The sequence below is a fragment of the Amycolatopsis sp. cmx-4-83 genome, assembly GCF_046548815.1.
GTDB lineage: Bacteria > Actinomycetota > Actinomycetes > Mycobacteriales > Pseudonocardiaceae > Amycolatopsis > Amycolatopsis pretoriensis_A.
The window spans coordinates 106,444-131,829 of sequence record NZ_JAEBEF010000012.1 but is presented as its reverse complement, the minus strand read 5'-3'; the positions used below and the strand labels follow the sequence as shown (position 1 = coordinate 131,829).

The window sequence follows — 25,386 nt, the reverse complement described above, 5'->3', positions numbered from 1 at the left end:
CCCCCAGGACGAGCCCGGCGGTCAGGAGCTTCGAGCGCATGGGTGCATCATGCGCACAGCCGCCCGCGTACGGGATACCCCCGATCAGGGCTTCTCAGGGCCAGAGGCGTTCGCGGACCCAGCCGCCGCCGGTCTTGCGGTACCGCAACCGGACGTGCCGGCGGTCGTGGCTCGCCTGCCAGAACTCGACGACGTCCGGGTCCACGAAGTACCGCGTCCACGTTTCCGGGGCGGTGCCGGGGTTTTCTTCGACCCAGCGCTCCGCTTCCGCGGCCGCGGCGACGAGGTCCGCCGGGTCGGCCAGCACCTGGGACTGGCGCCCGATGAACGCCTCGACGCGGGACGCCGGCGGCCGGGCGAGGAAGTCCTCCGCCGAAACTTCGGGCGCGGCCGGGGAAACCGGCCCGCGCAGCCGGACCTGGCGGCCGCGGCCGGGCCAGAAGAACGTCAGCGCGGCCCGCGGGTCCTTGCTCAGCTGCAGGCCCTTCGGGCTTTCGGAGCTGGTCGCGACCGCCCAGCCGGCCGTGCCGACGTCCTTGAGGATCACGACGCGGGCGTCGGGCGCACCATCGGCGTCCACTGTGGACAGTGTGACGGCGTGCGGCGCGAGCACGTGCTCGCCGGCTTCGGTCAGCCAGTCCAGGAACAGCGCCCGCGGGTCCGGCGGCGCCGTTTCCGGCGTGAACACAGGGAGTTCTTCGGGGAACGACGGCCACCCGCGCAGCTGCACCATGTCAACGACCGTACGGCTGGTGCCCCGGCGGCGGGTAGACGGGCGGCTGGGGACCGCCCGGGCCGACGGCAGGCGGGGGCGGCACCTGCGGCATCGGCGCCTGCTGCTGCCAGCCCGGCGGCGGCTGCTGCGCGGGCGGTTGCTGCTGGACCGGTGGTTGCTGCTGCTGGTGCTGGGCCTGCTGCCACTGCACCTGCTGGTAGACCTCGGCGGGCTGCGGGAAGCAGTACGTCAGCTTGGCGTTGACCGAACCCTGCACCGCGGCGCCCCAGAACTTCCCGCCGACGAACGCGAACATCTGCCCGGCCGAGAGGTCCACCGCGACCATCCGCGTCTCGCCGCCGAACTGGTTGCCCGACTTCGCGGACGCGGCCTGCGCGGCGTCCGGGTACACGCGCTGGCCGACCAGCCCGGCGATGACCACCGACGCCGCGGTCCAGCCCATGGTGCCGATGAGGTTCGCGCGAGCGTGCTGCGTGGCGCGGCCGGTGAAGTCGTACAGCGCCGCGGCGCTGACCTCGGGCACGGCCGCGGCGATGACGCAGTAGTTCATCGTCGAGAGCATCACCGACTCGGTGAACAGGCCGACGACGGCCGTCGCGGGCCCGATCTGCACGGAGTTCAGCCGGCCGCCCGAGCGCTGGATGCGCTCGGCCACCGCGCCGAGGTACTGCTCGGGGGTGAGCACGCCGGACCTCCTCGGGTCGTGAACCGGACCACTCGCCGCCATCGTCGCACGCCTCGGCGTCCCGGCGTCTTCAGCCAGCGGTTTTCACACACGCCGCATGGTTGACTGTGCGCGCTATGCGACGACTCGTACTTCTCGCGCCCGCCGCGGTCCTCCTGGCCGGCTGCGGCCCCGCCATCGTGTCCGGCACCGCGACGCCCAGTTCGCCGTCCGCCTCCTCCGCCGCGGCCGCCGGGCTGCCGCCGGAGCCGCAACCCGGTGCGACCGAGGACTGCCCTTACCTCGGCAGCGAATTCGTGGCCGACTCGAACGGCCAGCACGTGTCGAAGGTGCGCGTGTCCGCCGACCAGCCCCACCCGGCGTGCTTCTTCTATCGCCCGGACGGGAAGGTCCAGCTCACCGTCCGGGTGTACGTCGGGGACGCGAAAACGGCGACGGCGCTGGTCAACCAAGCGGCGCCGGTGGACTCGTCGAACCCGGCGAGCGACCCTTCCGGCTGGAAGGGCGGCTATTTGTCCACCGACGACGGCGCTGTCTACGCTGTCGCCAAGGGCTCCGCGGCGGTCATCGCGACCACGAACCAGAAGCAAAGCGTGAAGGCACGCACAGTGGTCAAGAAGGCTATCGCTGCCCTGAAGCTCTAGGTAGCGGGCTCCACACGGGTGAGTGATGTTGATCTTGTATTACCCTGTGCGTCACGCGCAGGCTTCGTGGACTCGCGCACCGCAGCCACCGGGGCATCCCCACCCCGGGGCGGGGCACCAACTCTGCAACGACAAAGGACAAGATTCGTGGCTGACACCCTCAAGGAAATCCTGCTCGACTCCAGCCGTCGCCCGGCGGTCGTGACCGACTTCGAGACCCTCGTCGACGCCGAGGTCTCGGACAAGGGCGGCGTTTCGGGTGCCGTTGTGAAGACCGGCTTCGCGGCCGTCAAGAAGATCAAGCCGGGCATCATCCCCTCGGCCGTCGACACCCTGCTCCCCGACTTCGTGGTCGCGCTCGAGCCGTTCTACGGCGACTACCGCGCCAAGGGTGGCAACGACTTCGGCGCCTACCTGACCAGCCGCTCGGACGAGGCTTCCGACGCGCTGCTGAGCGTCACCGACTCGCGCGCGGAGCGCAGCAGCCGTGACAGCATCAAGAAGGTCTACGGCAAGCTGCGCCCGAACGGCAAGAAGAACGTCGAGGAGGCGCTGCCGAGGCTCGGCGCGCTGGTCGACAAGCACGCCGCCAACGCGTGAGCTAGCTCGGAGCACGACTGAAGAGGCCCCCGGTGCACCCCCGGGGGCCTCTTCGCGTCGCTATCAGTTCTTCTTTTCGGCGGGCGCCGCGGAGGGCGCCTTGCCGTTCGCCTGCGGGGTCGGCTTCGCCGTTTCGGCGGGCTTCGGCGCGGGCGGGGTGGCCTTCGGCGGCGCGGGCGCGACCGGCGGCTCCTGCTTCGAACGGAGGGCGTAGGCGGCGCCGGCGCCGACCACGACCAGGCCGAGCAGCCACGGCCACTTGCGACGGCTGCGGGTGCCCTTCGCGGCCGACTTGGCCTCGGTCACGGCAGCGTAGAAGTCCTTCTTCGCCGCCTTGAAGTCCTTCTTGCCGCGGCGCTTCGAGTCGCCGGCCGCTTTCGCGGCCTTGATGGCGGCCTTCTTCGCCTTGCGACCCGGCTTGCGCAGCTCGGACAGGCGCGCGAGCGCCTCCTGGCGAGCGGCCTTCGAGCTCTTCTTGAGCTCCTTGCGGGTCAGTTCCGTCTTCTTCGCGAGCTTCTTCTGCGCGCGCCGCCCCTGCTTGACACCCTCGGTGACGAGTTTGTCGGCGGTCTCGACGGCCTGGGCTGTCGCCCGGGACATGGGCTTCACCTCATCATTCGTTTTGACACTGCTCTGTTACCCGTAACCTATCGTGCCCCTTTTCCGCGCCGCCCGCTCTGTCCTTCTGGGGTCAAACCCCAGACCCCAGCCGGGGGCGCGCCCCCGGACCCCCGAACGATGTGGGAGATGGCACGATGAGTCTCGTGAAAGCTACGCTGCACACCAACCAGGGTGACATCCACCTGAACCTGCTCCCCGACCACGCGCCGAAGACGGTCGCGAACTTCGTCGGGCTCGCGGAAGGCACCAAGGAGTACACCCAGCCCAACGCGGCGGGCACGAACTCCGGGCCCTTCTACGACGGTTCGATCTTCCACCGGGTCATCGACGGCTTCATGCTGCAGGGCGGCGACCCGACCGGCACCGGCCGCGGCGGCCCCGGCTACAAGTTCGGCGACGAGTTCCACCCGGAGCTGCAGTTCAGCAAGCCGTACCTGCTGGCCATGGCGAACGCCGGGCCGGGCACCAACGGCTCGCAGTTCTTCATCACCGTGGCGCCGACCGCCCACCTGAACTTCCGCCACACGATCTTCGGCGAGGTGGCCGACCAGGAGTCGCGCAACGTCGTCGACGCGATCGCGCGCACCGCGACCGGCCCGGCGGACCGCCCGCTGACCGACGTCGTGATCGAGAAGGTCACCGTCGAGCACTGACGGCTGACTCGGCGAGGTTTCGGTAGGTTGGTCACATCGTGAACCAACCGCCGAACCCCGCCGCCGAACAAGCCGCGCTCCCCGGGTGCTGGTGGCACCCGAACCGCCCGACCGGATTGAGCTGTTCCCGGTGCGGGCGTCCGGCGTGCCCGGATTGCCTCCGCGAAGCGCCCGTCGGCTTCCAGTGCACCGACTGCGTGCACGCCGGGGGCCAGCAGCAGCGCCGTCAGCACCGCGAACACCAGGAAGCCGGCTTCGGCCAGCGGACGGTCTTCGGTGCGCGCCTGTCGAAGTCCGTGCTCGTCACCCAGGTCATCCTCGCGGTGAACGTCCTGGTCTACCTCTTCACGGCGTTCCAGGCGCAGAGCCTCAACGACAACGACACCTCGGCCGTCTTCCAGCGCGGCAGCCTCTACGTCGCCGCGACCCTGGGCAACGACGAGTGGTGGCGGGTCCTGACCAACGGGTTCCTGCACTACGGGCTCATCCACATCGCGGTCAACTCGTTCTCGCTGTGGATGATGGGCCGGGCCCTGGAGCAGGTGTGCGGCCGCGGCCGCTACCTCGCCCTCTACTTCACCTCGATGCTCGGCGCGTCCGCCGCCGTCCTGATCTTCGACCAGAACGGTCCGCCGACGGTCGGCGCGTCCGGCGCGCTGTTCGGCCTGATGGGCGCCTACGCGGTGCTCGTGCTGAAGCTGCGGCTGAACCCGACCGGGCTGATCATCACCCTCGCCCTGAACGCCTTCATCACGTTCGGCATCCCGGGCATCTCGATCTGGGCCCACGTCGGCGGCCTGGTGACCGGGGCGGTGGTCACCGTCGCGCTGCTCTACGCCCCGCAGGAGGGCCAGGCGCGCTGGCAGGCCATCGGCATCGCGATCATCGTGGTCGCCATCGTCGGCCTGCTGGCCTACCAAGCCACCCGGTTCGGGACGGCGACCTGCGGTTTCCTCCCGTACCGCGGCGTCCAGACCTACGTCTGCGCGGCCTAGCCGCGCGCACGCAGCGTGCTGAGGACGTCCAGGACGTCCCGCGGGTCCTCGCCGAGGTCCAGCCACCCGAAGACGTAGAGCTGCTCGTCGTGCTCGAGCTCGAGGGTGACGCCGTCACGGCCCAGCCGGCGCGTGGTGCGCAGCCGGGTGCGGGTCTGCGCCCACGGCAGCCGGTGCGTGCCACCCAGCGTGCGGGCCACCAAGCCCTCGGCATCGGCCGCCAGCCGCGGCCGGACGAGCGTGGCGTGGGTCGCGAACGCGCCGACGGCCACGGCCGCCAGCACGAACAGCACCAACCCACCGCGGTCGCCCGACAGCGCGTCGAACACCACGCCGGCCAGCAGCAGCGCCGTGACCGCCCAAGCCGATACCACAACGGCCTGCCGGGGCGCCCAAGAGGTGAGGTAGTTATCCACAGGGGTTATCCACACTGGGGATGAGTCACACCGGTGTAATTCGGCGTCAAGCCGCCGTTCGGAGTAATAATCAACGCCAGCGCATGGTCATCAGCAGACCCGCGATCATCAGCGCGAAACCGCCGGCGAAGTTCCAGTTGCCCAGATCGGCCATCCAGGAAATCTTGTCACCGGCGATGTAGTTCACCAGCAGCCACACCAGGCCCACGAGCATCAGCCCGAACATGGGGATCTTCCAGGCGAGGCCGGTCGGGCCGGCGGCCCGCACCTTCACCGGCGTGCGCCGGTCGGCAGGCGGGGTGTAAGCGGTCTTCTTGCGGACCTTGGACTTGGGCATCGTGTGTTCCTCGCGGTGCTCTTCGGGCTCGTCTGGTGGCGATGTCCCGCTGAGGGTGCGCAACCAGCGCCACGTGCACACGTTAACGTAAACGACCGCAGGAAAGCAGCGGCCGGAGTGGTCGGATTTTCCCGCACCGTGACAACGGCGTCACCCAGGGTTCGGCGCGGCTTGAGAGGAGCTTGCGTGGAGATGCGCGAAGGACCGGATGACGACCGGCGCAGACACCCAGGACAGCGGCCGGTGCCGCCGCGTCGTCCGGCCACGCCCCCTCGCGGCCAGGTGCCGCCCCGGCCGCCCCAGCGCGGGCCGCAGGGGCAGCAGCCGCCCCGGCGTTCGCCCGCCCCGGCGCCCCGCCGGTACGCGAGCCCGCCGCCCGCGGGTGCGAACGAGGAGACCATCGTCTTCGCCCCGGTCGGGAAGGGCGGCGCCGCGACCAAGGAGAAGCCCGCCCCGGCCCCGCTGGGCAAGGGCGGCGTCGCGATCCGGACGGCCGGCGAAGTCCTCATCACGCTGGGCCTGGTCGTACTGCTGTTCATGGTCTACGAGCTGTACGTGACCGACCTGTTCTCGGCGGGCAAGCAGTCCGAGGCGAGCGACCAGCTCGACGGCGAGTGGGCGCACGACCGGACGCTGCACCCCGAGCTGATCGACGGCAAGGCGTTCGCCCGGATCCACATCCCGACGTTCGGCGTCGACTACAACTTCACCATCCAGGAAGGCACCGACGAGACCGCGCTCGAGGTCGGCCCGGGCCACTACAAGGGCACGTCGCTGCCCGGCGAGCCCGGCAACTTCGCCGTGGCCGGCCACCGCGTCGGCAAAGGTGCCCCGTTCAACGACCTGGACAACCTCTCGTCTTGTGACCAGATCGTGATCGAGACTTCGACCGACTTCTACATCTACAAGGTCCTGCCCTACGACGACGAGATCGAGAACTGGGCGGGCACCAAGGGCGCCGACCCGAAGTGCAAGGGCGTCTCGACGCTGCGCGACCCCAACGCCGAAGACGGCGGGGCGTACAGCGAGACGTTCGGCCGCAAGGTCGTGCTGCCCAGCCAGGGCACCGCGGTGAACCCGGTCCCGTACAAGGACGCCGAGACGCTCCCGAAGGCCCAGCAGGCGGCGCTGCTCACGCTCACGACGTGCCACCCGCAGTTCTCCGCCCGCGAGCGGCTCATCATCACGTCGGTGCTGACCCAGCAGGTGCCGAAGAACCAGGTCAAGGACTACGGCGACCTGCTTTCGAAGATCGGGGAGGCCTGATGTACGCCTGGCTCTGGCGGAAGTTCCCCGGCCCCTTCGCGGTCAAGCTGACGATCGCGGTGGTCCTCGTGCTCGGCGTGGTCGCGCTGCTGATGTTCGTGATCTTCCCGTGGCTGGAGCCGCGGCTGTGGTTCAACGAGGTCGCGGTCAACTGAAGACGCGGCGGAAGGACCGGGACGACCTCGTGCTGAGCCTGTACCAGCGCGAAGGGCACGGGCCGCCGCCCGGCGTCGAACACCACCTCGCCGAGATGCCGGACGGGCCGTTGAGCGAGGCGCAGATCGCCGGCGCCGAGCGGTTCGCGGTGCTGGCCGCCGATGCGGTGCGCGCGGGCCGGTCGACGCTCGTGCGCTGCCACGCCGGGCTCAACCGGTCCGGCCTGGTCGTCGCGCAGGCTCTGCACAACGAGCTGTTCGTGCAGTACCTCGAGAGCGGGCTGCCGACCGCGCGCCTGCTGGTCGGGCTCGGCCCTTGAGGTTCGGGGTCTTCCTGGTCAGCGGCCGGTTCCCCGGGCAACGCGACTCCGACGTCCTGCGCCGGTCCGTCCGCGCGGCCGAGCTGGCCGAAGAAGCCGGCTTCGACGACGTCTGGTTCGCCGAGCACCACTTCGTGCCCTACGGCGTCTGCCCGTCGGCCATCACGCTGGCCGCACACGTGCTCGGGCGGACGTCGCGGATCGGCGTCGGGACCGCGGTGAGCGTCCTGTCGACGACGCACCCGGTGGCGCTGGCCGAGCAGTGGGCCCTGCTCGACGCCGTCTCCGGCGGCCGGCTGCGGATCGGCGTGGGGCGCGGTGGCCCCTGGCAGGACCTCGAAGTCTTCGGCACCGGGCTGGACCGCTACGAGACCGGCTTCGAGGAGACCCTCGACGTCTTCCTCCGCGCCACCACCGGCCGGGCGCACGCCGGGGGCCGGCACTTCGCGTTCCGGAAGGTGCCCGTCGTGCCGTCGCCGGAGCGGCGGCCGGACGTCGTCGTGGCCTGCGGCGGGCCGAAGTCGGACGCCGTGCGCCAGGCCGCGGACCGGAACCTGCCGCTGCTGCTCGGGCTGCACGCCGACGACGAGGAGAAGGCGGCCACCGTCGCGGCCTACGGGAAGCCGGCGGACCACGTCTCGACCGTGCTCTGCCAGGTCGGCGACGAAGCCGTCGTCCGCGAAGCGCTCCCCGCGTGGCTGAAGGACGGTTTGGGGGCGCACGTCACGGTCGACGGGCGGCCGGGGCCGTCGCGGGACCCGCGGGAGTACACCGAACGGCTCTGCGCGATCCACCCCGTGGGGACCGCGGACCACTGCGTGCGGACCCTGGGAACGAGCCTCCGGCGCACCGGCGTCTCCCACGTGCTGATGCTCGTGGAAGCGTCGGGTACGCCGGAGGGGACCTACGCGAACATCACGCGGATCGGCACCGAGGTGCTGCCCGCGCTGCGGGCTAGCAGTCCCGCAGTTCCGGGCTCTGGTTGAGCAGCTGGCCGCGCGGCGAGACGAACGCGCGGTAGCGGTCACCGTCCACTTCGGTCTTCTTGAACACGGCGACCCGGTGGCAGTTCTGGAACGCGAGCTTGACGCCGAAGTGCCGCTCGAGACCGCCGCGGATCGCGTCCGAGGCCAGCGCCCGCAGCAGCTGCCCGCGGGCGACCTCGCTCGGCGGGGGAGTCTCGTTGTCGGCGAAGCCGTCCGCGGCGCCCTCGGCGTCGGCGATGACGCCGGTGATGACTTCCCAGGCGTACGGCAGGGATTCCTTGACGCAGGTGACGAACTCGGCGTCGGTGACCTCCCCGCGCTCGGCCTTCTCCAGCAGCGCGGGTGACACGTCCAGGGACATCGAACCTCCAGTTTGAGCAGGGCCACCCTCTTGGCTACCGGCCGGGTGGCCTGGCCACAAGAGAAAACGATGATCATCACCAATATGGCGGAAGGCCTGGTCACTCCCAGCGGAAGAGCTTCGCCGCCAGCGCGGTCCCGGCCACCGCGAAGGCGGCGAGCACGACCAGTTGCAGCGGCTGCACCCCGGTGCCGACCCAGGCGTCCTGCAGCGGCTGCGAACCCGGCGGCACGTAGTCGCCGATCCGGCGGACGACCTCCGGCAGCAGCGGCCGCGGCAGGTACACGCCGCCGAAGAACATCGTCGGCAGGAACGCGACCATCGCGACGCCGTTCGCGGCCTTCGAAGTGCGGGCGACCGCGGCCGCGACCAGGCCCAGCGCGAACATCGAGACGACGCCGAGCAGCAGCGTCAGCGCGAACGAGAGCGGGTGCTTCGGCAGCGGGACGTCGTAGACGGCGTTGCCCAGCCCCAGCACCAGCGCGATGCCCGCGAGCGCGACCACGACGTGGATGAGCAGCTGCGCACCCAGCAGGTTCGCCGGGTGCACCGGCGTCGTGGCCAGCCGGCGCAGCACCCCTTGCTCGCGGTAGGCGGTGACCGCGGCGGGGATCGACTGCAGCGCGAGCATCGCGAGGCTCACGACGATCAGTGACGGCACCCACGCGTCGATGAACCGGAACCCGCCGGTCTTTTCGCTGGGTTCGGTCATGCCGGGGATGGCGCCGATCGCGAGCAGCAGGATCGACGGCAGCAGGACGCCCGCGACCGCCATGAACGGCGAGCGGAGGAAGAGCTTCGTTTCGGTGGTGGTGATCTTGGCGAAGGTGTTCACAGCGCACTCCTGGTCAGCGAGACGAAAGCGTCGTCCAAAGTGGACGCGTTGACGGATTGGCGGAGCTCGGCCGGGGTGCCCGTGGCGACCACGCGCCCGGCGTCGAAGATCGCGACGCGGTCGCAGAGGCGCTCGGCTTCGTCCATGAAGTGGGTGACGAGCAGGACCGTGACGCCGGTGTCGCGCACGCCCTCGACCAGCTGCCAGGTTTCGCGGCGGGCGTGCGGGTCGAGCCCGGTGGTGAGCTCGTCGAGGATCGCCAGCTCGGGGCGGCCGACGAGGGCCAGCGCGATCGACACGCGCTGCTTCTGGCCGCCGGAGAGCTTTCCGAACGCGCTGCGGGCGTGGTCGCGCAGGTCGAGCTGGTCGAGCAGGGCGTCGATGTCCGCCGGGTCCGGGTAGAAGGAGGCGAACAGCTCCAGCGCCTCGCGCACCCGCAGCTTCGCGGGCAGCTGGCTTTCCTGCAGCTGGACGCCGACGCGGCGGGTCAGCGCCGCGCGGTCGGTCGCCGGGTCGAGGCCGAGCACGGAGAGCGTGCCGCCGTCGGCCCGGCGCAGGCCCTGGAGGCATTCGACGGTGGTGGTCTTCCCGGCGCCGTTCGTGCCGAGGATGCCGAAGATTTCGCCGCGCTCGACGGTGAACGAAACGCCGTCGACCGCGACCCGGGTGCCGTAGCGCTTGCGGAGGTCGGTGACTTCGATGAGGGGCATGCCGACAAAGCTACGAATCGGCCCGCCCGCGCGGAATGACGCTGAAACCCCAGCTCAGGTAGCGTTTTGCTGAAGCGGGGGTGGGGCTGGGCCCACCCCGTTCGTGGGGCTTCGCGGATCGCGGCCGCGCCGGCGGTCCGGCGAAGATTCCGGGGGGAAAGGAGGTGCCGGGATGACGTACCCGCGTGCCCTCGGCCGGGCGCTGGCGCTGGCCGCGCGTTCGCTGCTGAGCTGGTTCGACGTGCTGGTCGAGCTGATCGCGTTCGCGCTGCTCTGCGCCGGGCTGGTGTTCTTCCTCGGCCCCGCGGTCGAATGGGCCCGCGGCCGCTCGACGACGGCCCGGGCGCTGGCCGGGCGCTGGTGCGGCGTCGAGGTCGAAGCGCCGTACCAGCCCGAGCCGCCGGAGCCCGTGCGCGAGCGCGACGGCTGGTACCGCGACGGCAACACGCTCTACAAGCGGGCGTTCTGGATCCGCTGGCAGCACCGGCTCACCTGGGCGCTGGAGGACCCGGCGGCCGAGCGCGAGTTCGCGTGGCAGCTGGTGAACCCGCTGGTCACGCTGTTCCTCCCGGTCGCCGTGCTGGTCGGCGGGCCGTCGGTGCTGCGCGGCTACGGCCGGTGGACGCGCTGGTGGCTCGGCCCGCGGCCGGTGGTCGAACGCCGCGGGAACCGGCTGCAGCGGCACCTGGAATCGCTGGGGCACCAGATCGGCATCCTCGTGCTTTCCCTGGTGCAGTTCGTCTTTTCGGCGTGGCAGCTGGTCGTCATCGCCGTTGCCACGCCGGTGGCGGCCCCCGTCGTGCTGTGGAGCCGGACCATCACCGACACGCTGCGCCGCGAAACCGGGAACTGGACCGGGGTGCGGATCGCCCGCCCGTACCTGCCGCCGCCCGGCCTGCCGGTGCCGCGACCGGACGGGCTCTACCAGGTCGGCAAACAGCTCTACGACGAGCCGTTCTGGCCGGTGCAGCACGCCCGCAGGCGGTGGATCCTGCGCGACCGGGCCACCTGGCGCGACCTCGCCGGCGGCGGCCTGATCCCGCTCGTCTCGCTGGCGCTGACCCTGCCGACGGTCGCGTTGCTCGGCTGGGGGCTCGTCGGTCTGGTGACGCTGTGGGGGTGGCGGCCGTTCGTGAGCTCCCCGGTCCGCTGGCTGGTCCTGCCCGAGGTGTCGACGCACCTGGGTGCGCTCGCGCAGACCCCGCTGGCGCTGGCGATGATCGTCGCCGGCCTGGTCCCGACCACCTGGCTCGCCCGCCAGCAGGCCCGCTTCGTCAAGGTGTGGCTCGGGCCGACCGAGTCGTCACGGCTCGCCCGGCGCGTCGAACGGCTCAAGCAGACGCGCACCGACGTCACGGTCGCGCAGGCGGCGGAGCTGCGCCGGATCGAGCGCGACCTGCACGACGGCATCCAGTCCCGGCTGGTCGCGATGGGCATGAAGCTCGGCGCGGTCGAGGCACTGGTGGACACCGACCCGGCCGCGGCGAAACGGCTCGCGGCCGAGCTGCGCGCGTCGTCGTCGGAGGCGCTCACCGAGCTGCGGGTGCTGATCCGCGGCATCCACCCGCCGGTGCTCTCCGAACGCGGGCTGCTGGACGCCATCCGCGCGCTGGCACTGGACAGCCCGCTGAAGGTGCCGGTCACCGGCTCACTGCCGGACCGGCTCGAGGAGCCGGCGGAAGCGTGCGCGTACTTCACCGTGTCCGAGCTGCTCGGCAACGCGGCGAAGCACGGCGCGAAACGGGCGTCGATCGAGGTTTCCTTCGACGAGGACCTGCTGACGCTGGTGGTGACCGACGAAGGCCCGGGCGGCGCGAACCCGGCCCGCGGGTCGGGACTCCGCGGAATCGAACGCAGGCTGGGCGCCTTCGACGGTAGGTTGACGCTGACCAGCCCGATCGGCGGGCCGACCAGGGCGACCGTGGAGCTCCCGTGTCAGATCTACCCAGAACCGTCGTCGCCGAGGACCAGTACCTCCTCCGAGACGGTCTGACGCACCTCCTCGCGGCGCACGGCTTCGACGTCGTCGCGGCGGTCGGCAGCGGTCCCGAACTGGCGGACGCGCTGCGGGAACACCGGCCCGAGGTGTCCATTGTGGACGTCCGGATGCCGCCGACGAACACCGACGAGGGCCTCCAGGTCGCGCTGGCCGCCCGCCGCGAGGTGCCGGGGCTGCCGATCCTCGTGCTGTCCCAGCACGTCGAGCAGCTGTACGCGCGCGAACTGCTGGCCGACGGCACGGGCGCGATCGGCTACCTGTTGAAGGACCGCGTGTTCAACGCGGACCAGTTCATCGACGCGGTCCGCCGGGTCGCCGCCGGCGGCACGGTGATGGACCCCGAGGTGATCGCGAAACTGGTGGCGGGCAACGCCACCGACCCGCTGGCCGCGTTGACGGCCCGCGAACGCGAGGTGCTCGGCCTGATGGCCGAAGGCTGCTCGAACGCGGCGATCGCGGCGAAGCTGCACTTCAGCGAAGGGGCGGTCGGCAAGCACACGGCGAACATCTTCGCGAAGCTCGAGATCACGGCTTCGGACGACACGAACCGCCGCGTGCTGGCCGTTCTCGCCTACCTCGGCGCGGACGCCTAGCCGCGCGAAACCCGCGTCATCTCCTCGCGCTCGACGACCTTGATCCGCTCCCGGCCCGCCGCCGAACCGAGCGACTTCTCGTGCGCGTCCAAGCGGCCCCAGCCGTCCCACGTCGTGAACGGGATCCCGCGCGCGGCCAGGAAGTCCAGGATCGCGTCGGGCGAGGAGAACTTCGGCGCCGTCAACGTGTCCGCGTCCGCCAGCAGGCTCGCGACGGTCTCCGCCGCGTCGCCCTTCGTGTGGCCGATCAGGCCGACCGGGCCGCGCTTGATCCAGCCCGTCACGTACACGCCGGGGAGCTGGTTTTCGTCCAGGTCCAGCACACGGCCGGCCTGGTTCGGGACGACACCCGCCGTGTGGTCGAACGGGATCTCCGGCAGGTGCGAGGACAGGTAGCCGACCGCGCGGTAGACCGCCTGGACGTCCCAGTCGTGGAACTCGCCGGTGCCGCGGACGTTCCCGTCGCCGGTGAGCTCGGTGCGTTCGGTGCGCAGCCCGGTGACGCGGCCGCCGGTGCCGACGATCTCCGCGGGGGAGTGGAAGAAGTGCAGGTGCAGCCGCCGCGGCCGGGTACCGGGCTCGCGGATCGCCCACTCCTGCAACGTCTTCACGACCATGTCGATCTGCTTCGACGCCCGCAGCGCCGCGATGCTGCCCTCGTCGAACTCGATGTCCTCGGGGTACACGATGACCTCGACGTTCGGCGAGTGGTCGAGCTCGCGCAGCTCCAGCGGCGTGAACTTCGCCTGCGCCGGCCCGCGGCGGCCGAACACGTGCACGTCGGTCACCGGGCTGGCCTTGAGGCCCTGGTAGACGTTCTCCGGGATGTCCGTGGTCAGCAGCTCGTCCGCCGTCTTCGCCAGGACGCGCGCGACGTCCAGGGCGACGTTGCCGACGCCGAGGACCGCGACCGAAGACGCCGTCAGCGGCCAGGTGCGCGGCACGTCCGGGTGCCCGTCGTACCAGGACACGAAGTCGGCGGCGCCGTAGCTGCCGTCGAGGTCGGCGCCCGGGATGTCGAGCGCGCGGTCGGCCGACGCACCGGTCGAGAAGATCACCGCGTCGTAGAACTCGCGCAGCTCGTCGAGCTTGATGTCGGTGCCGTAGTCGATGTTGCCCAGCAGCCGGACGTTCGGCTTCGACAGCACCTTCTCCAGCGCGGTCACGATGCCCTTGATGCGCGGGTGGTCGGGGGCGACGCCGTAGCGGATCAGCCCGAACGGCGCCGGCATGCGCTCGAACAGGTCGATCTGCACATCGGCGTCGGACTTGTCGAGGATGTCGGCGGCGTAGATCCCGGCGGGACCGGCGCCCACCACGGCTACGCGAAGAGTTCGGCTCACACGTTCCACCGTAAGTTAGGGTCACCTAACTTGAAATGTGATCTCGCGTACGGTCCACCTGGTGGGAGGGGCCGGGTCGCGCAGTGTCGTGAGCAAGACATGCCTCACCGGGTCGAAATGGCCTGGCATGCTGTTGTCCGACGTTTTCCAGCGTGAGTTGTTCGTGCCGTCGCAGTGACGATTCCGAGCGCCGGCCCACGACCCGGCGTGGTTCGAACGTCGCCTCCGGCGACTGCCTGTCCTTCGCGGAAAAGGGTGCGGGCGTCGGCGAGTCCGCCGGGAACGGCAGCGACTACCCGGCCCGCTTTTGGTCGAACGGAAATTGCACCGGGATCAGCAAGATCGTGAATCCGCAGGCCGAGAACCCCCAATCTCGGGTTCCAGGCCTTTTCCCTCGGCGGAATCCAAGGCGTGGAGGGCGGCGCCGGGGAGCCGGTAAGCTCGGCGCCATGCGCGTCCTCGTCGTCGACAACTACGACAGCTTCGTCTACAACCTGGTCCAGTACCTGGCCCAGCTCGGCGCCGACTGCACGGTCTGGCGCAACGACGTCGTGGACCTCGACCGCGTGCCCGAGTTCGACGCCGTGCTGGTCTCGCCCGGCCCCGGGACGCCCGAACGCGCTGGTCAGAGCATGGACGTCGTCCGCAAGTGCGCCGAGACGCGCACGCCGATGCTCGGTGTCTGCCTCGGGCACCAGGCGCTCGGCGTCGTCTACGGCGCCACCGTCGACCGCGCGCCCGAGCTGCTCCACGGCAAGACGAGCCAGGTGCGCCACACCGGCGCCGGCATCCTCAAGGACCTGCCGGCGGAGTTCACGGCCACCCGGTACCACTCGCTGACCGTGCTGCCCGAGACGATCGCCGAAGACGTCTTCGAGGTCACCGGGCGCACCGAGTCCGGCATCGTGATGGGCATGCGCCACCGCGAGCTGCCGCTGGAAGGCGTGCAGTTCCACCCGGAGTCCGTGCTCACCGAGGGCGGCCACCGGATGCTGGCGAACTGGCTGGCCGCGGCCGGGCACCCCGTCGACCCGGTCCGGGTGGACGAACTCGAGCGCGCGACCCAGGCGCTCCAGAAGGCCGCTGTTGCGTGATCCGGCTCGAGGGGGTCGGCAAGCGGTACGGGCGAGGTGACTTCGTCCTCCGCGACGTCGACCTGAGCGTCGAGCCCGGGCACGTCGTCGGCGTCCTCGGCAGCAACGGCTCCGGGAAGTCGACGCTGCTGCGGATCATGGCCGGTGTCTCGCACCCGACCACCGGCTCCCTCACCGGCACCCCGCGGATCGGCTACCTGCCGGACCGCTTCCCGGCCGGCCAGCGGATGGGCGCGCGGGCGTACCTGCGGCACATGGCGCGCATCCACGGGCTCACCGACCTCTCGATGATCGACCCGCTGCTCGAGCGGCTCGCGCTGGTCGGCGGCCCGGCGGCGCCGTTGCGCACGCTGTCCAAGGGCAACGCGCAGAAGGTCGGGCTCGCGCAGGCCGTCATGGTGCATCCCGACCTGCTGGTCCTCGACGAGCCGTGGTCCGGGCTCGACGTCGGCACGCACGCGATCCTCGGCGAGCTCGTCGCCGAGACGCGGGCGCGCGGGGCGAGCGTCGTGTTCACCGACCACCGCCCGCAGGTCGTGCACGACCACGCCGACGTCGTCCACCTCATCGACGAAGGCAGGCTCACGGCGGAAAGCACCGAGCCGACCACCCGGATCGTCCTGCGCGGCGGCGGTACCGGCTGGGCCGGCGAGCCCGGCGTCCGGCACGCCGTCGTCGAAGGCGCGCAGGTGGTGCTCACCGTCGAGGTCGCCGCGGTGGACGCGGTGCTGCTGCGGGCGTTGAAGGACGGCTGGTCGGTGCGGGAGGTGGCGCCGTGCTCGCCATGACCCGCTACTACTTCGTGCTGCTCGGCCATTCGCAGCGGTACCTGCCCGCGCTCCTGGCCTACCTCGCGCTCTGCGTGATCCTCTACGCCGACCCGAATTCGCCGCCACTGCCGCTGTTCGGCGTGAGCGCCGGCGGCTTGCTGGTCGTCTCGTGCTGGCTGACGATCGCCCTGCTCGACATCGAAGACCCGGTCCAGCGCCTGGTGACCCTCAGCCACGCCCGCCAGTGGCGGCGGATGATCACCGGCGCGGTGCTCGCGGTGCTGGCGTGTTCGCTCGTCCTCACGGTGATCACCGAGGTGTGGTCGGCGCTCAAGTCGTTCAAGGTCCAGCCGTCCGCGCTGGGCATCGGGCTGCTCGCCCACCTCGCGTGCGCGCTGCTGGGCATCGCGATCGCCCTCCCGTGCTCGCGGCTGCTGGTGGGCCGGATCGGCTGGACGGTGCTCGCCGCCGTCATCACGCTGGTCGTCGTGCTGCTGGCGAAGATCCCGCTGGTCCACCCGCTGCTGCACGCCCTGACCGACGAAGAACCGGTGGCCGGCCCGCTGGCGCTCGCGCTCGGGACGTCGGTGGTCCTGCTGGCCGCCAGCTTCTCCGGCGTCTCGGCTCTCGTTCGCCGCCGCTCGTGATGGCAACTTGCAGAATTCAATTTCCGCACCGGGCTTCCTGCGGGAGCCCGCGGCCGACTAAGGTTCGGGGCCTCTCCGGTTCTGGGTGAAGGGAGAACGGGTGACGGCTGGGATCGTCGCGATCACCGTGCCGGATTCCGGCGGCGAGCTCCCGGAGCTCGCCGCCTGGCTGCGCGGGGAAGACGAACTCCGGGGCCGCGTCCAGCTCTTCGACGCCGTCGTGGTCGGCGTGACGAGCAACTCCGCCGGCGTCTTCTGCAGCTCGCTCTTCGCGTGGCTGCACCGCTGCCGCGAATCCCGCGTCTCCCTGAAGGTGAAGCGCTCCGGCGCGGCCGAGGAACTCGAACTCGACTGCGGCCCTTCGAGCGACGCCGAACAGGTGCTCGGCGCCGTCCGGGGATTCCTCGACAAAGCCTGACGAACGAAAAAGGCCCGCACGGCGAACCGTGCGGGCCTTTTCGCTGTCCTCCGCTAACGCGAGCTGGTCGGCGGGGTGAACGTGAAGCTCGGGATCCCGCTGCCTTCCGACACGTTGACCGTGATGTTCGCGTCCTTGCTGATCTGCGTGCCCGGCTGCTGGCTCTGGCCGGTGATCGTGCCTTCCGGCGCGTTGCTGTTCCGGTCGGCCTTCTCGTTCAGCTTCCCGGTCCAGCCCATGCTCCGCAGCTTTTCCTCCGCCTGGTCGGTGGTCATCCCGACCAGCGTCGGCATCTGGATCTGGTCGGTGTTCTCCGGGCCGGTCGACACGGTCAGCGTGATCGTCGCCCCCACGGCCAGCGAACCGCCGTTCGGGTTCTGCGTGATGACGCTGTCCTTCGGGACCGTGTCCGAAGCCTGCTCGAGCTTCTTGGTCTTGAAGCCGAGCGCGCGCAGCGCCGAGTCGGCCTGCGAGTACGGCTTGCCGGTGAAGTCCTGGACCGACTTGAGTTCCTTGGACTTCGCGACCGTGATCTGCACGCTGGTGCCCTCGTCGACCTCCGACGACGCCGTCGGTGTCTGGTTCTGCACCAGGCCGGCCTGGTTCGGGTCGTCGACCTCGACTTCCTGGACGTCCGGGTTCAGCGTCAGCTTCGCGTCGGTCAGCGCCTTTTCGGCCTGGTCGCGCGTCTTGCCCTTGAGGTCCGGCACGCTGGCCTTGCCCGGGGCGACCCCGACGTAGAGGGTGATCTTCGCGTCCGTGCTGACCGGAGTTCCGACGTTCGGGTCGATCTTGACGACGTTGTTGATGTCGTCCTGCGTGCACGTCGGGCTGCCGTCGGTCGGCTGCACGCCGCAGGTGACGTTCTTCGTGTCGAACGTCTTGAAGCCCTTGCCGATCAACGTTTCCTTGGCCTGCGGCACCCGCTGGTGCAGCACGTCCGGGATCGCCACCGTCGTGGATTCGTTGCTCTTGAACGAACCCGACAGCCACATGATCAGCAGCACCGCGCCGAGCACGAACACCGCGGCGAGCGCGGCCAGGATCGTCCGGCGGCGGCGCTTGGCCTTCGGGTCCTCGTCGTCCGGTTCGCTGTACTCCTCGTAGCGCTGCGGCTGGCGCCGGTCGGAGTTCATCACCTGGGTGCGCTCGTCCTCGGACATCACCATCGGCGCCGCCGGGCGCTGGCCCGAGAGCGTGCGCACCAGGTCCGAGCGCATCTCCGCCGCCGACTGGTAGCGGTTCGCCGGGCCCTTGGCCAGCGCCTTCAGCACGACGGCGTCGAGCTCGGGCGCCACCGCCGGGTTCACCGACGACGGCGGGCTCGGGTCTTCACGGACGTGCTGGTAGGCGACCGCGACCGGGGAATCACCGGTGAACGGCGGCTCGCCGGTGATGAGTTCGTAGAGCACGCAACCGGCGGCGTAGACGTCGGAGCGGGCGTCGACGGACTCGCCGCGCGCCTGCTCCGGTGACAGGTACTGCGCCGTGCCGATCACCGCGGCGGTCTGGGTCATGGCGGACTGGCCGTCGTGCATCGCGCGCGCGATGCCGAAGTCCATCACCTTGACCGCGCCGTTCTTCGTGATCATCACGTTGGCCGGCTTGACGTCGCGGTGCACGATGCCGTGCCGGTGGGAGAAGTCCAGCGCCGCGCAGACGTCGGCCATGACCTCCATGGCCCGCTTCTGCGACATCGGGCCTTCGGTCTTGACGATGTCGCGCAGCGTCCGGCCTTCGACGTACTCCATGACGATGTACGGCAGCGGCCCGAACTCGGCGTTGGCCTCACCCGTGTCGTAGACCGCGACGATCGCCGGGTGGTTCAGCGCGGCGGCGTTCTGCGCTTCACGGCGGAAGCGCTCCAGGAACTGCGGGTCCCTGGCGAGATCGGCACGGAGGATCTTGATCGCGACTTCCCGGCCCAGGCGCACGTCGTGGCCGTGATGGACCTCGGACATGCCTCCGTAGCCGAGCGTTTCGCCCAGCTCGTACCGGTTGGAGAGCAGTCTGGGTGTGCTCATCTCTGGGTGCCGTTCCATTCCGTCCAAGGTGTGGTCATGATGCCTTGCTGGCCATCGTCGGTCGTGCCGGGAGACTCCGCCGGTAGGACACTCGTAGCGGGCGGCTCTTCCGTGGGCGGCTGTCTGCCCGGGACCACCTGGCTCGTCGTCTGGCCGGTGTGCGGCGGCGAGCCGGAGCTGCCGATCATCTTCGCGATCAGCACGATCCCCGCCACCAGGACAACGAGCAGGATCGCCGCGAGGAGCGCCCACCAGCCCCATTGGGACTTCTTCTTCGGGACCGGCATCATGACCGGCCGCACCGCGGGGCGGGACGGCGGGCCGATGACGACCATCGGGTTCACCGCGGGCGACGGCGGACCGACCGGCATGTGCTGCTGCTGCGGCGGGACCGGCTGCTGCGGAACCTGCTGCGGCGGCGGCGGTTGCTGCTGCGGCTGCTGCCCGGTCGCGTAGGCGGCGTTGACCAGACCGGACGGGGCCGGCAGCGGCAGCCCCGCGCGGACCGCGGCGACGGCGGCCGCGAACTCGCCGCCGTTGTTGTAGCGCTGCCGCGGGTCCTTGACCAGCGTCGCCTCGATCACCGCGCGCGCCGCGGGCGGCACGTCGGGTGGCAGTGGCGGCGCGATGTCGCGGATGTGCATCATCGCGACCGTGACGGCGTTCTCGGAAAGGAACGGCCGGTGCCCGGCGAGGCATTCGTACCCGCACACCGCGAGCGAGTAGACGTCGGACGCCGGCTCGGCCGGGGATCCGAGCGCCTGCTCCGGCGCGATGTAGTGCGCGGTGCCCATGACCATGCCGGACCGGGTGACCGGGGCCGCGTCCGCGGCCTTCGCCACCCCGAAGTCGGTGATCTTCACCTGGCCCGCCGACGTCACCAGGATGTTGCCCGGCTTGACGTCGCGGTGGACCAGGCCCTGTTCGTGCGCGGCCTGCAGCGCGTTGCCCGCCTGCTCGAGCATGTCGAGCGTGAACTCCGCCGACAGCCGCCCGTGCTTGGCCAGCAGGCCGGCCAGCGGGTCGCCGTCGACGAGCTCCATCACCAGGTACGCGATCGACAGGTCGCCGTCGAACAGGGTCTCGCCGTAGTCGTGCACCGCGGCGATGCCGGGGTGGTTGAGCGACGCCGTCATCCGCGCTTCGGTCCGGAAGCGGTGGAGGAATTCGGCGTCACCGGAGAGTTCGGCCTTGAGGATCTTGACAGCCACGGTCCGGTCCAGGCGGGTGTCGCTGGCCTGCCAGACCTCGCCCATCCCGCCGACGGCGATCCGGCTCGTCAGCTTGTACCTCTCGGCCAGCAGCTGGCCCGAGGACAGCATCCGCTATCCACCCCCGAGCTTGGCGTTGATCGCCGCGCGGCCGATTTCCGCCGCGACGGTACCGCCGGTGGCCGCGAGCCCGCGGTTGCCGCCGTCTTCGACGATGACGGCGACCGCGATCTGCGGGTCGTTCGCCGGGGCGAAACCGGTGTACCAGGCGTGCGGTGCGGTGTTCTTGGAGTCCGTGCCGTGTTCGGCGGTTCCGGTCTTCGACGCGATCTGGATGTCCGGGCGCTTGCCGCCGCCCTTGGTGAAGCCCTCGGAAGCGATCATCATGTCCTTGAGGATCGCGGCGTTCGACGACGAAAGTGCCGCCGTGCCGGTGAGCTCGGTGGGGCTGTAGTCCTCGATGGTCGACAGGTCCGGCGCCAGCACCGACTGCACGAGCTGCGGCTTCATCGCCATCCCGCCGTTGGCCACGGTGGCCGCGAGCAGGCAGTCCTGCAGTGGCGTGAGCCGGACGTCGCGCTGGCCGATGCCGCTCTGGTAGAGCGCGCCCTGCGAGTCGAGCGGGCCGACCGTCGACGGCGCGACCTTCATCGGCACGGTCAGGTCGGTCTGCCCGATGCCGAAGTTCGCCGCCGTCTTCTTCATCTTGTCCGCGCCGAGCTGGCCGGCGAACTGCGCGAACGGCACGTTGCAGGAGTGCGCGAGCGCGTCCTTGAACGTGGTGCCCGGGCACGCGGCGCCGGCGTAGTTCTCCAGCGTCACGCTGGTGCCGGGGAGCTTCGTGTTCGGCGCCGGGTCGACCGGGGTGTCCGGGCCCTTGCCGTCCTCGAGCACGGCCGCCGCGGTGACGAGCTTGAACGTCGAACCCGGCGGGTAGGTCTCGGAGATCGCCCGGTTCAGCATGGGCTTCTTCGGGTCTTTGTTGTTCGCGTTCCAGGCGTCGGTCTGCGCCTTCGACGTGTGCGAAGCCAGCTTGTTCGGGTCGTACGACGGCGTCGAGACCATCGCCAGGATCCGGCCGGTCTTCGGCTCCAGCGCGACGACGGAGCCGGTGTAGCCCTTTTGCGTCATCAGGTCGTACGCGGCCTTCTGCACGGCCGGGTCGATGGTCAGCCGGACGTTGCCGCCGCTGGGGTCGCGGCCGGTGACCATGTCCGAGAGCCGCCGCACGAACAGCCGCGGGTCGGAGCCGTTCAGGACGTCGTCCTCGGAGCGCTCGAGGCCGCCGGCGCCGTAGTTGATCGAGTAGTAGCCGGTGACCGGCGCGTACATCGGGCCGTCGGCGTAGGTCCGGATGTACTTGTACTTGTCGTTGGACGGGTCGACGCTGGCCAGCACCTCGCCGTTGGCCTGCGACACGATCTTGCCGCGCTGGCGGGCGAACTCGTCGTAGAGCACGCGCGCGTTGCGCGAGTCGGTGCGGTAGTCGTCGGCCTTCACCACCTGGATGTAGGTGGCGTTGGCCAGCAGCAGGACGACCATGACGAGCATCGCCATGCCGACCTTGCGGAGCGGGGTGTTCATGCCTGCGCGCCCCCGTCCGCCGGCGGGCGCTGCACGAGCACGGTGTGCGCTTCCGCGATCGGCGCCTGGGGCTGCTGCTGCGGCTTCGGGCGGGCGGCCGGCTTGCGGGCGGCGTCGGAGATCCGGAGCAGCAGCGCGACCAGGATGTAGTTCGCGAGCAGCGACGAGCCGCCCTTGGACAGGAAGGGCGCGGTGATACCGGTCTCCGGGATGAGTTTCGTGACCCCGCCGACGACGACGAAGATCTGCATGACCATGGTGAACGCGAGCCCGCCGCCGAGCAGCTTGCCGAACGTGTCGCGCACCGCGAGCGCGCTGCGCATGCCGCGCATCGCGACCAGCAAGTACAGCATCAGGACGGCGGCCAGCCCGATGAAGCCGAGCTCTTCGCCGATCGACGCGGTGATGAAGTCGGTGTTGGCCTCGGGCACCATGTCCGGCCGGCCGGCGCCGAGCCCGGTGCCGCCGACGCCGCCGGTGCCGAGCCCGAACAGGCCTTGGGCGAGCTGGTAACCGCCGCCCGCCTCGTCGTAGGTGGCCAGCGGGTCCAGCCAGTTCGCGACGCGCTGCTGCACGTGCCCGAAGAGGTTGTACGCGATGACGCAGCCGACCGCGAAGAAGCTCAGGCCGAGGACGACCCAGATGGCCCGCTCGGTCGCGACGTACAGCATCACCAGGATGACGCTGAAGAACAGCAGCGAGGTGCCGAGGTCCTTCTCGAACACCAGGATGCCGATGCAGACGAACGCGGCGATGAGGATCGGGCCGAGGTCGCGGGCGCGCGGCAGCTCGACGCCGACGAGCCGCTTTCCCGCCACCATGAACAGGTCCCGCTTCGACACCAGGAACGAAGCGAAGAAGACCATCAGCAGGATCTTCGCGAACTCGCCCGGCTGGATCGAGAAGAACGGCAGCTTCAGCCACACCTTGGCGCCGTTGACCTCGGAGAGGCTCGACGGCAGCAGCGCGGGCAGCGCCAGCGCGACGATCCCGACCAGGCCCGCGGTGTAGCCGTAGCGGGTCAGGGTGCGGTGGTCGTTGACCACGACCAGCACGGCGACGAAGAACACCAGCGAGATCACCGTGAACAGGACCTGCGCGGTGACGGCGGGCGTGTAGTCCTTGCCGTTCTGCAGGGCCCGCTCGGCCAGCGCCAGGTCGATCCGGTGGATCATCACCAGGCCGATGCCGTTGAGCAGCGCGACGCAGGGGAGCAGCACCGGATCCGCGTACGGCGCCCACTTGCGGACGGCGAGGTGCGCGGCGGCGAAGATGCCGAGGTAGGCCAGCCCGAGCCAGAGGATCGAGGCGGTGAGCTCCTGCTCCTGGTTCGCCTCGACGAGCACCAGCGCGATCGTGACGATGAACGCCGCGAAGCCCAGCAGGACGAGCTCGGTGTTGCGCCGGGTCGGGACCTCGCGCGGCGGGTTCGTCTGGAACTGCGCGGCGAGCGGCTCGGCGGAACGCGCGACGGGCTGGCCCATCAGTTACCGCCTCCCGTCGTCGGTGCCGTCGAACTCGGCGTCGAGCAGTCCCTCCCCGCTGGCTGGTTCGCCGACGATGGAGCGGTGGAACCGGCCGGTGCCGTCGGAGTCGTCGTCGGCGAGACCGGGTTGGTCGGCGTCGGCGAGGTCTGACCGCCCGTCGGCGCGCAGTTGTTCAGGCGCTTGTGCAGCTGCAGGAAGTCGTCGATGTACTTCCGGGCGTCGTCGAGGCTGTCCTTCTTGACGCCGTTCTGCACCGCCAGCCGCGCGTCCTCCTGGAGCTGGTCGACGCGCAGCTTGTCCGTGCACACCTGGTTGGGCGGGCAGGAGCCCTGCTCGTAGGTGTGCAGGTCGATGCCGAGGATGCTGCCGGGGACGCCGCGGTAGATCACGACTTCCTCGTCCGCACCTTCGCCGACATAGTACTGACTCAGCACGAAGTACCGGGTGGCGATGGCGGCCGCGGCGAGCACCACCAGGACCACCAGTGCGCCGGCGAGCCAGCGGAACCGCTTCCGGCGCTTGGCTTTCGGATCTTCGGTCGGCTGCGGGAGCTCCGGGCGCTGCTGTGGCGGCGGCTGGGTCAGCGCCCTGGCCCGCGCCGCGGGCGAATCGCCCTGGTGCAGCTCGTCGCTGCCGTCCCCGGCGGCGCCGCCCACGATGGGCGCGTCCTCGCCGAAGTCGACGTCGACCACGTCGGCGATGATCACGGTCACGTTGTCCGTGCCGCCGCCCTTGAGCGCCAGCTCGATCATCCGGTCCGCGCACTGCTGCGGGTCCGGGATCTGCACGGCTTCGGTGAGCGTCTCGTCGCTGACCATGCCGGACAGGCCGTCCGAGCAGATCAGGTACCGGTCGCCGGCGCGGGCTTCGCGCACGGTCAGGCTCGGTTCCACCTCGTGCCCGGTGAGCGCCTTGAGCAGCAGCGACCGCTGCGGGTGCACCGCCGCCTCTTCCGGCGTGATGCGGCCCTGTTCGAGGAGTTCGTTGACGAAGCTGTCGTCGCGCGTGATCTGCGCGAACTGACCGCCACGGAGCAGGTACGCCCGCGAGTCGCCGACGTGCACCAGGCCCAGGCGCGTGCCCGCGAAGAGCACCGCGGTGAGCGTCGTGCCCATGCCGTCGAGATCGGGGTCCTGCGAGACGAGTTCGGCGATGGCGGCGTTGCCGTTGGCCACCGCCTCCCGGAGCTGGGCGAGGAGGTCGTCGCGCGGTTCGTCGTCGTCGAGGGGAGCGAGGGAGGCGATGACGACCTTGCTGGCCACTTCACCCGCCGCGTGGCCACCCATCCCGTCGGCGAGCGCGAGCAGGCGAGGGCCGGCGTACACGGAGTCCTGGTTGCTCGAACGCACCAGGCCCCGGTCGCTGCGGGCTGCGTAGCGGAGGACGAGAGTCATGGGCGAAGCTCGATCACCGTCTTGCCGATCCGGATGGGGACTCCGAGCGGGACCCGGAGGGGTGCAGTGACCTTAGCCCGGTCGAGATACGTCCCGTTCGTCGAGCCCAGATCTTCCACGTACCAGTCCTCACCGCGCTGGGCGATCCGCGCGTGCCGGGTCGACGCGTAGTCGTCGTCGAGCACCAACGTGGAGTCGTCGGCCCGGCCGATCAGGATCGGCCGGCCGTCCAGCGCGATGCGCGTCCCCGCCAGTGCGCCGTGGGTGACCAGCAGCTGCTGCGGGGACTTGCTGTTGCGCGGCTTCTTCTCCTTCTTGCGCCCGAAGGTCGGAACCTGGACGCGCATGCCCGATGCCGCGTAGAGGTCCGAGCGGACGACTCTGAGCGCGGCGAACACGAAGAGCCAGAGCAGCACGAGGAAGCCCACCCTGGTGAGTTGTACGACCAGCTCTGGCACTTGGTGTGTCCGCTCCCGACTCGTCCGTGCAGCCGCGGCGCGGG

29 protein-coding genes are annotated in these 25,386 nt (G+C 70.5%); 14 read left to right on the top strand and 15 right to left on the bottom strand.

Going from position 1 to position 25,386, the window contains the following annotated elements; translation table 11 throughout:
• Nucleotides 1-94: 94 nt before the first annotated feature.
• Together ACLJQM_RS34875 and ACLJQM_RS34870 are read right to left on the bottom strand one after the other, a co-directional pair.
• Nucleotides 95-733, bottom strand: a complete 639-nt coding sequence (locus ACLJQM_RS34875) for a pyridoxal 5'-phosphate synthase (RefSeq protein WP_410634626.1) — start codon at nt 731-733, stop codon at nt 95-97.
• Nucleotide 734: 1 nt separating this feature from the next.
• Nucleotides 735-1,421 (bottom strand): hypothetical protein, encoded by a 687-nt coding sequence (locus tag ACLJQM_RS34870; protein WP_360775340.1) that lies wholly within the window; start codon nt 1,419-1,421, stop codon nt 735-737.
• A 116-nt stretch (nt 1,422-1,537) separates the two neighbouring features.
• Here ACLJQM_RS34870 and ACLJQM_RS34865 point away from each other — a divergent pair, with 116 nt between their 5' ends.
• On the top strand, nt 1,538-2,065 hold the full coding sequence (locus ACLJQM_RS34865) for a DUF2020 domain-containing protein (protein ID WP_247016201.1): 528 nt from the start codon (nt 1,538-1,540) through the stop codon (nt 2,063-2,065).
• A 147-nt stretch (nt 2,066-2,212) separates the two neighbouring features.
• Nucleotides 2,213-2,665: a DUF6918 family protein gene (locus ACLJQM_RS34860; protein WP_247016199.1), complete on the top strand. Its 453-nt coding sequence runs from the start codon at nt 2,213-2,215 to the stop codon at nt 2,663-2,665.
• 63 nt (nt 2,666-2,728) lie between these two features.
• Here ACLJQM_RS34860 and ACLJQM_RS34855 read toward each other — a convergent pair whose 3' ends face one another.
• Entirely contained in the window at nt 2,729-3,265 is a 537-nt protein-coding gene (locus ACLJQM_RS34855; RefSeq protein WP_247016197.1) for a hypothetical protein, read from the bottom strand.
• 155 nt (nt 3,266-3,420) lie between these two features.
• Between ACLJQM_RS34855 and ACLJQM_RS34850 the strand changes: the two genes are divergently transcribed.
• Together ACLJQM_RS34850 and ACLJQM_RS34845 are read left to right on the top strand one after the other, a co-directional pair.
• Nucleotides 3,421-3,939 carry a peptidylprolyl isomerase gene (locus ACLJQM_RS34850; RefSeq protein WP_247016195.1) on the top strand — a complete coding sequence of 173 codons (519 nt, stop codon included), beginning with the start codon at nt 3,421-3,423 and terminating at the stop codon, nt 3,937-3,939.
• A 197-nt stretch (nt 3,940-4,136) separates the two neighbouring features.
• Entirely contained in the window at nt 4,137-4,934 is a 798-nt protein-coding gene (locus tag ACLJQM_RS34845; RefSeq protein WP_247016193.1) for a rhomboid family intramembrane serine protease, read from the top strand.
• Here the strand turns inward: ACLJQM_RS34845 and ACLJQM_RS34840 are convergent.
• Together ACLJQM_RS34840 and crgA are read right to left on the bottom strand one after the other, a co-directional pair.
• Nucleotides 4,931-5,308, bottom strand: a complete 378-nt coding sequence (locus ACLJQM_RS34840) for a PH domain-containing protein (protein WP_410634622.1) — start codon at nt 5,306-5,308, stop codon at nt 4,931-4,933. The genes ACLJQM_RS34845 and ACLJQM_RS34840 overlap by 4 nt on opposite strands.
• A gap of 112 nt (nt 5,309-5,420) precedes the next feature.
• Nucleotides 5,421-5,687: a cell division protein CrgA gene (gene crgA / locus ACLJQM_RS34835; RefSeq protein ID WP_033261030.1), complete on the bottom strand. Its 267-nt coding sequence runs from the start codon at nt 5,685-5,687 to the stop codon at nt 5,421-5,423.
• 192 nt (nt 5,688-5,879) lie between these two features.
• Between crgA and ACLJQM_RS34830 the strand changes: the two genes are divergently transcribed.
• The 4 genes from ACLJQM_RS34830 to ACLJQM_RS34815 are packed head-to-tail and all read left to right on the top strand — an operon-like array spanning nt 5,880 to nt 8,414.
• A complete protein-coding gene (locus ACLJQM_RS34830; RefSeq protein ID WP_247025429.1) occupies nt 5,880-6,953 on the top strand; it encodes a class E sortase in 1,074 nt (357 codons plus the stop codon).
• Entirely contained in the window at nt 6,953-7,108 is a 156-nt protein-coding gene (locus tag ACLJQM_RS34825) for a hypothetical protein (protein ID WP_125309437.1), read from the top strand. The genes ACLJQM_RS34830 and ACLJQM_RS34825 overlap by 1 nt, the downstream gene beginning before the upstream one ends.
• A 29-nt stretch (nt 7,109-7,137) precedes the next feature.
• Nucleotides 7,138-7,428 (top strand): hypothetical protein, encoded by a 291-nt coding sequence (locus ACLJQM_RS34820; RefSeq protein WP_410634619.1) that lies wholly within the window; start codon nt 7,138-7,140, stop codon nt 7,426-7,428.
• Nucleotides 7,425-8,414, top strand: coding sequence for an LLM class flavin-dependent oxidoreductase (locus tag ACLJQM_RS34815; RefSeq protein ID WP_410634617.1), 990 nt, complete (start codon nt 7,425-7,427; stop codon nt 8,412-8,414). Before ACLJQM_RS34820 ends, ACLJQM_RS34815 begins: the two co-directional genes overlap by 4 nt.
• Here ACLJQM_RS34815 and ACLJQM_RS34810 read toward each other — a convergent pair.
• The 3 genes from ACLJQM_RS34810 to ACLJQM_RS34800 all read right to left on the bottom strand — a co-directional run bounded on the left by ACLJQM_RS34810 (nt 8,383) and on the right by ACLJQM_RS34800 (nt 10,320).
• Nucleotides 8,383-8,775, bottom strand: a complete 393-nt coding sequence (locus ACLJQM_RS34810; protein WP_247016185.1) for an SCO5389 family protein — start codon at nt 8,773-8,775, stop codon at nt 8,383-8,385. The two genes, ACLJQM_RS34815 and ACLJQM_RS34810, sit on opposite strands and share 32 nt — an antisense overlap.
• A 100-nt stretch (nt 8,776-8,875) precedes the next feature.
• Nucleotides 8,876-9,610, bottom strand: coding sequence for an ABC transporter permease (locus tag ACLJQM_RS34805; protein WP_247016183.1), 735 nt, complete (start codon nt 9,608-9,610; stop codon nt 8,876-8,878).
• Nucleotides 9,607-10,320: an ABC transporter ATP-binding protein gene (locus ACLJQM_RS34800; protein WP_410634614.1), complete on the bottom strand. Its 714-nt coding sequence runs from the start codon at nt 10,318-10,320 to the stop codon at nt 9,607-9,609. The genes ACLJQM_RS34805 and ACLJQM_RS34800 overlap by 4 nt, the downstream gene beginning before the upstream one ends.
• 172 nt (nt 10,321-10,492) lie before the next feature.
• Here ACLJQM_RS34800 and ACLJQM_RS34795 point away from each other — a divergent pair, with 172 nt between their 5' ends.
• The gene (locus tag ACLJQM_RS34795) at nt 10,493-12,313 is read left to right on the top strand and encodes a histidine kinase (protein WP_410634612.1); all 1,821 of its coding nucleotides are present in this window, start codon (nt 10,493-10,495) and stop codon (nt 12,311-12,313) included.
• Entirely contained in the window at nt 12,253-12,912 is a 660-nt protein-coding gene (locus tag ACLJQM_RS34790; protein ID WP_360775314.1) for a response regulator transcription factor, read from the top strand. Before ACLJQM_RS34795 ends, ACLJQM_RS34790 begins: the two co-directional genes overlap by 61 nt.
• Here ACLJQM_RS34790 and ACLJQM_RS34785 read toward each other — a convergent pair.
• On the bottom strand, nt 12,909-14,228 hold the full coding sequence (locus ACLJQM_RS34785; protein WP_410634823.1) for an FAD-dependent oxidoreductase: 1,320 nt from the start codon (nt 14,226-14,228) through the stop codon (nt 12,909-12,911). The two genes, ACLJQM_RS34790 and ACLJQM_RS34785, sit on opposite strands and share 4 nt — an antisense overlap.
• Nucleotides 14,229-14,704: 476 nt before the next feature.
• On the opposite strand from ACLJQM_RS34785, the gene ACLJQM_RS34780 reads away from it, so the two are divergent.
• From ACLJQM_RS34780 to ACLJQM_RS34765, 4 genes are all read left to right on the top strand, one after another.
• Nucleotides 14,705-15,349, top strand: a complete 645-nt coding sequence (locus tag ACLJQM_RS34780; RefSeq protein WP_410634609.1) for an aminodeoxychorismate/anthranilate synthase component II — start codon at nt 14,705-14,707, stop codon at nt 15,347-15,349.
• Nucleotides 15,346-16,137 (top strand): ABC transporter ATP-binding protein, encoded by a 792-nt coding sequence (locus ACLJQM_RS34775; protein ID WP_410634607.1) that lies wholly within the window; start codon nt 15,346-15,348, stop codon nt 16,135-16,137. The genes ACLJQM_RS34780 and ACLJQM_RS34775 overlap by 4 nt, the downstream gene beginning before the upstream one ends.
• Entirely contained in the window at nt 16,125-16,766 is a 642-nt protein-coding gene (locus ACLJQM_RS34770) for a hypothetical protein (protein ID WP_410634605.1), read from the top strand. Before ACLJQM_RS34775 ends, ACLJQM_RS34770 begins: the two co-directional genes overlap by 13 nt.
• A 100-nt stretch (nt 16,767-16,866) precedes the next feature.
• Nucleotides 16,867-17,184: an effector-associated constant component EACC1 gene (locus ACLJQM_RS34765; protein WP_360775302.1), complete on the top strand. Its 318-nt coding sequence runs from the start codon at nt 16,867-16,869 to the stop codon at nt 17,182-17,184.
• 53 nt (nt 17,185-17,237) lie between these two features.
• Here the strand turns inward: ACLJQM_RS34765 and pknB are convergent, their stop codons facing one another.
• The 6 genes from pknB to ACLJQM_RS34735 are packed head-to-tail and all read right to left on the bottom strand — an operon-like array spanning nt 17,238 to nt 25,342.
• Entirely contained in the window at nt 17,238-19,208 is a 1,971-nt protein-coding gene (gene pknB / locus ACLJQM_RS34760; RefSeq protein ID WP_247016167.1) for a Stk1 family PASTA domain-containing Ser/Thr kinase, read from the bottom strand.
• Nucleotides 19,205-20,530: a serine/threonine-protein kinase gene (locus ACLJQM_RS34755; RefSeq protein ID WP_360775299.1), complete on the bottom strand. Its 1,326-nt coding sequence runs from the start codon at nt 20,528-20,530 to the stop codon at nt 19,205-19,207. The genes pknB and ACLJQM_RS34755 overlap by 4 nt, the downstream gene beginning before the upstream one ends.
• 3 nt (nt 20,531-20,533) lie before the next feature.
• Nucleotides 20,534-22,003: a peptidoglycan D,D-transpeptidase FtsI family protein gene (locus tag ACLJQM_RS34750; RefSeq protein WP_360775296.1), complete on the bottom strand. Its 1,470-nt coding sequence runs from the start codon at nt 22,001-22,003 to the stop codon at nt 20,534-20,536.
• A complete protein-coding gene (locus tag ACLJQM_RS34745; RefSeq protein WP_247016160.1) occupies nt 22,000-23,487 on the bottom strand; it encodes an FtsW/RodA/SpoVE family cell cycle protein in 1,488 nt (495 codons plus the stop codon). The genes ACLJQM_RS34750 and ACLJQM_RS34745 overlap by 4 nt, the downstream gene beginning before the upstream one ends.
• On the bottom strand, nt 23,487-24,884 hold the full coding sequence (locus ACLJQM_RS34740) for a PP2C family protein-serine/threonine phosphatase (protein ID WP_247016158.1): 1,398 nt from the start codon (nt 24,882-24,884) through the stop codon (nt 23,487-23,489). Before ACLJQM_RS34740 ends, ACLJQM_RS34745 begins: the two co-directional genes overlap by 1 nt.
• Nucleotides 24,881-25,342 (bottom strand): FHA domain-containing protein FhaB, encoded by a 462-nt coding sequence (locus ACLJQM_RS34735; RefSeq protein ID WP_003079002.1) that lies wholly within the window; start codon nt 25,340-25,342, stop codon nt 24,881-24,883. The genes ACLJQM_RS34740 and ACLJQM_RS34735 overlap by 4 nt, the downstream gene beginning before the upstream one ends.
• Between the last annotated feature and the right edge of the window lie 44 nt (nt 25,343-25,386).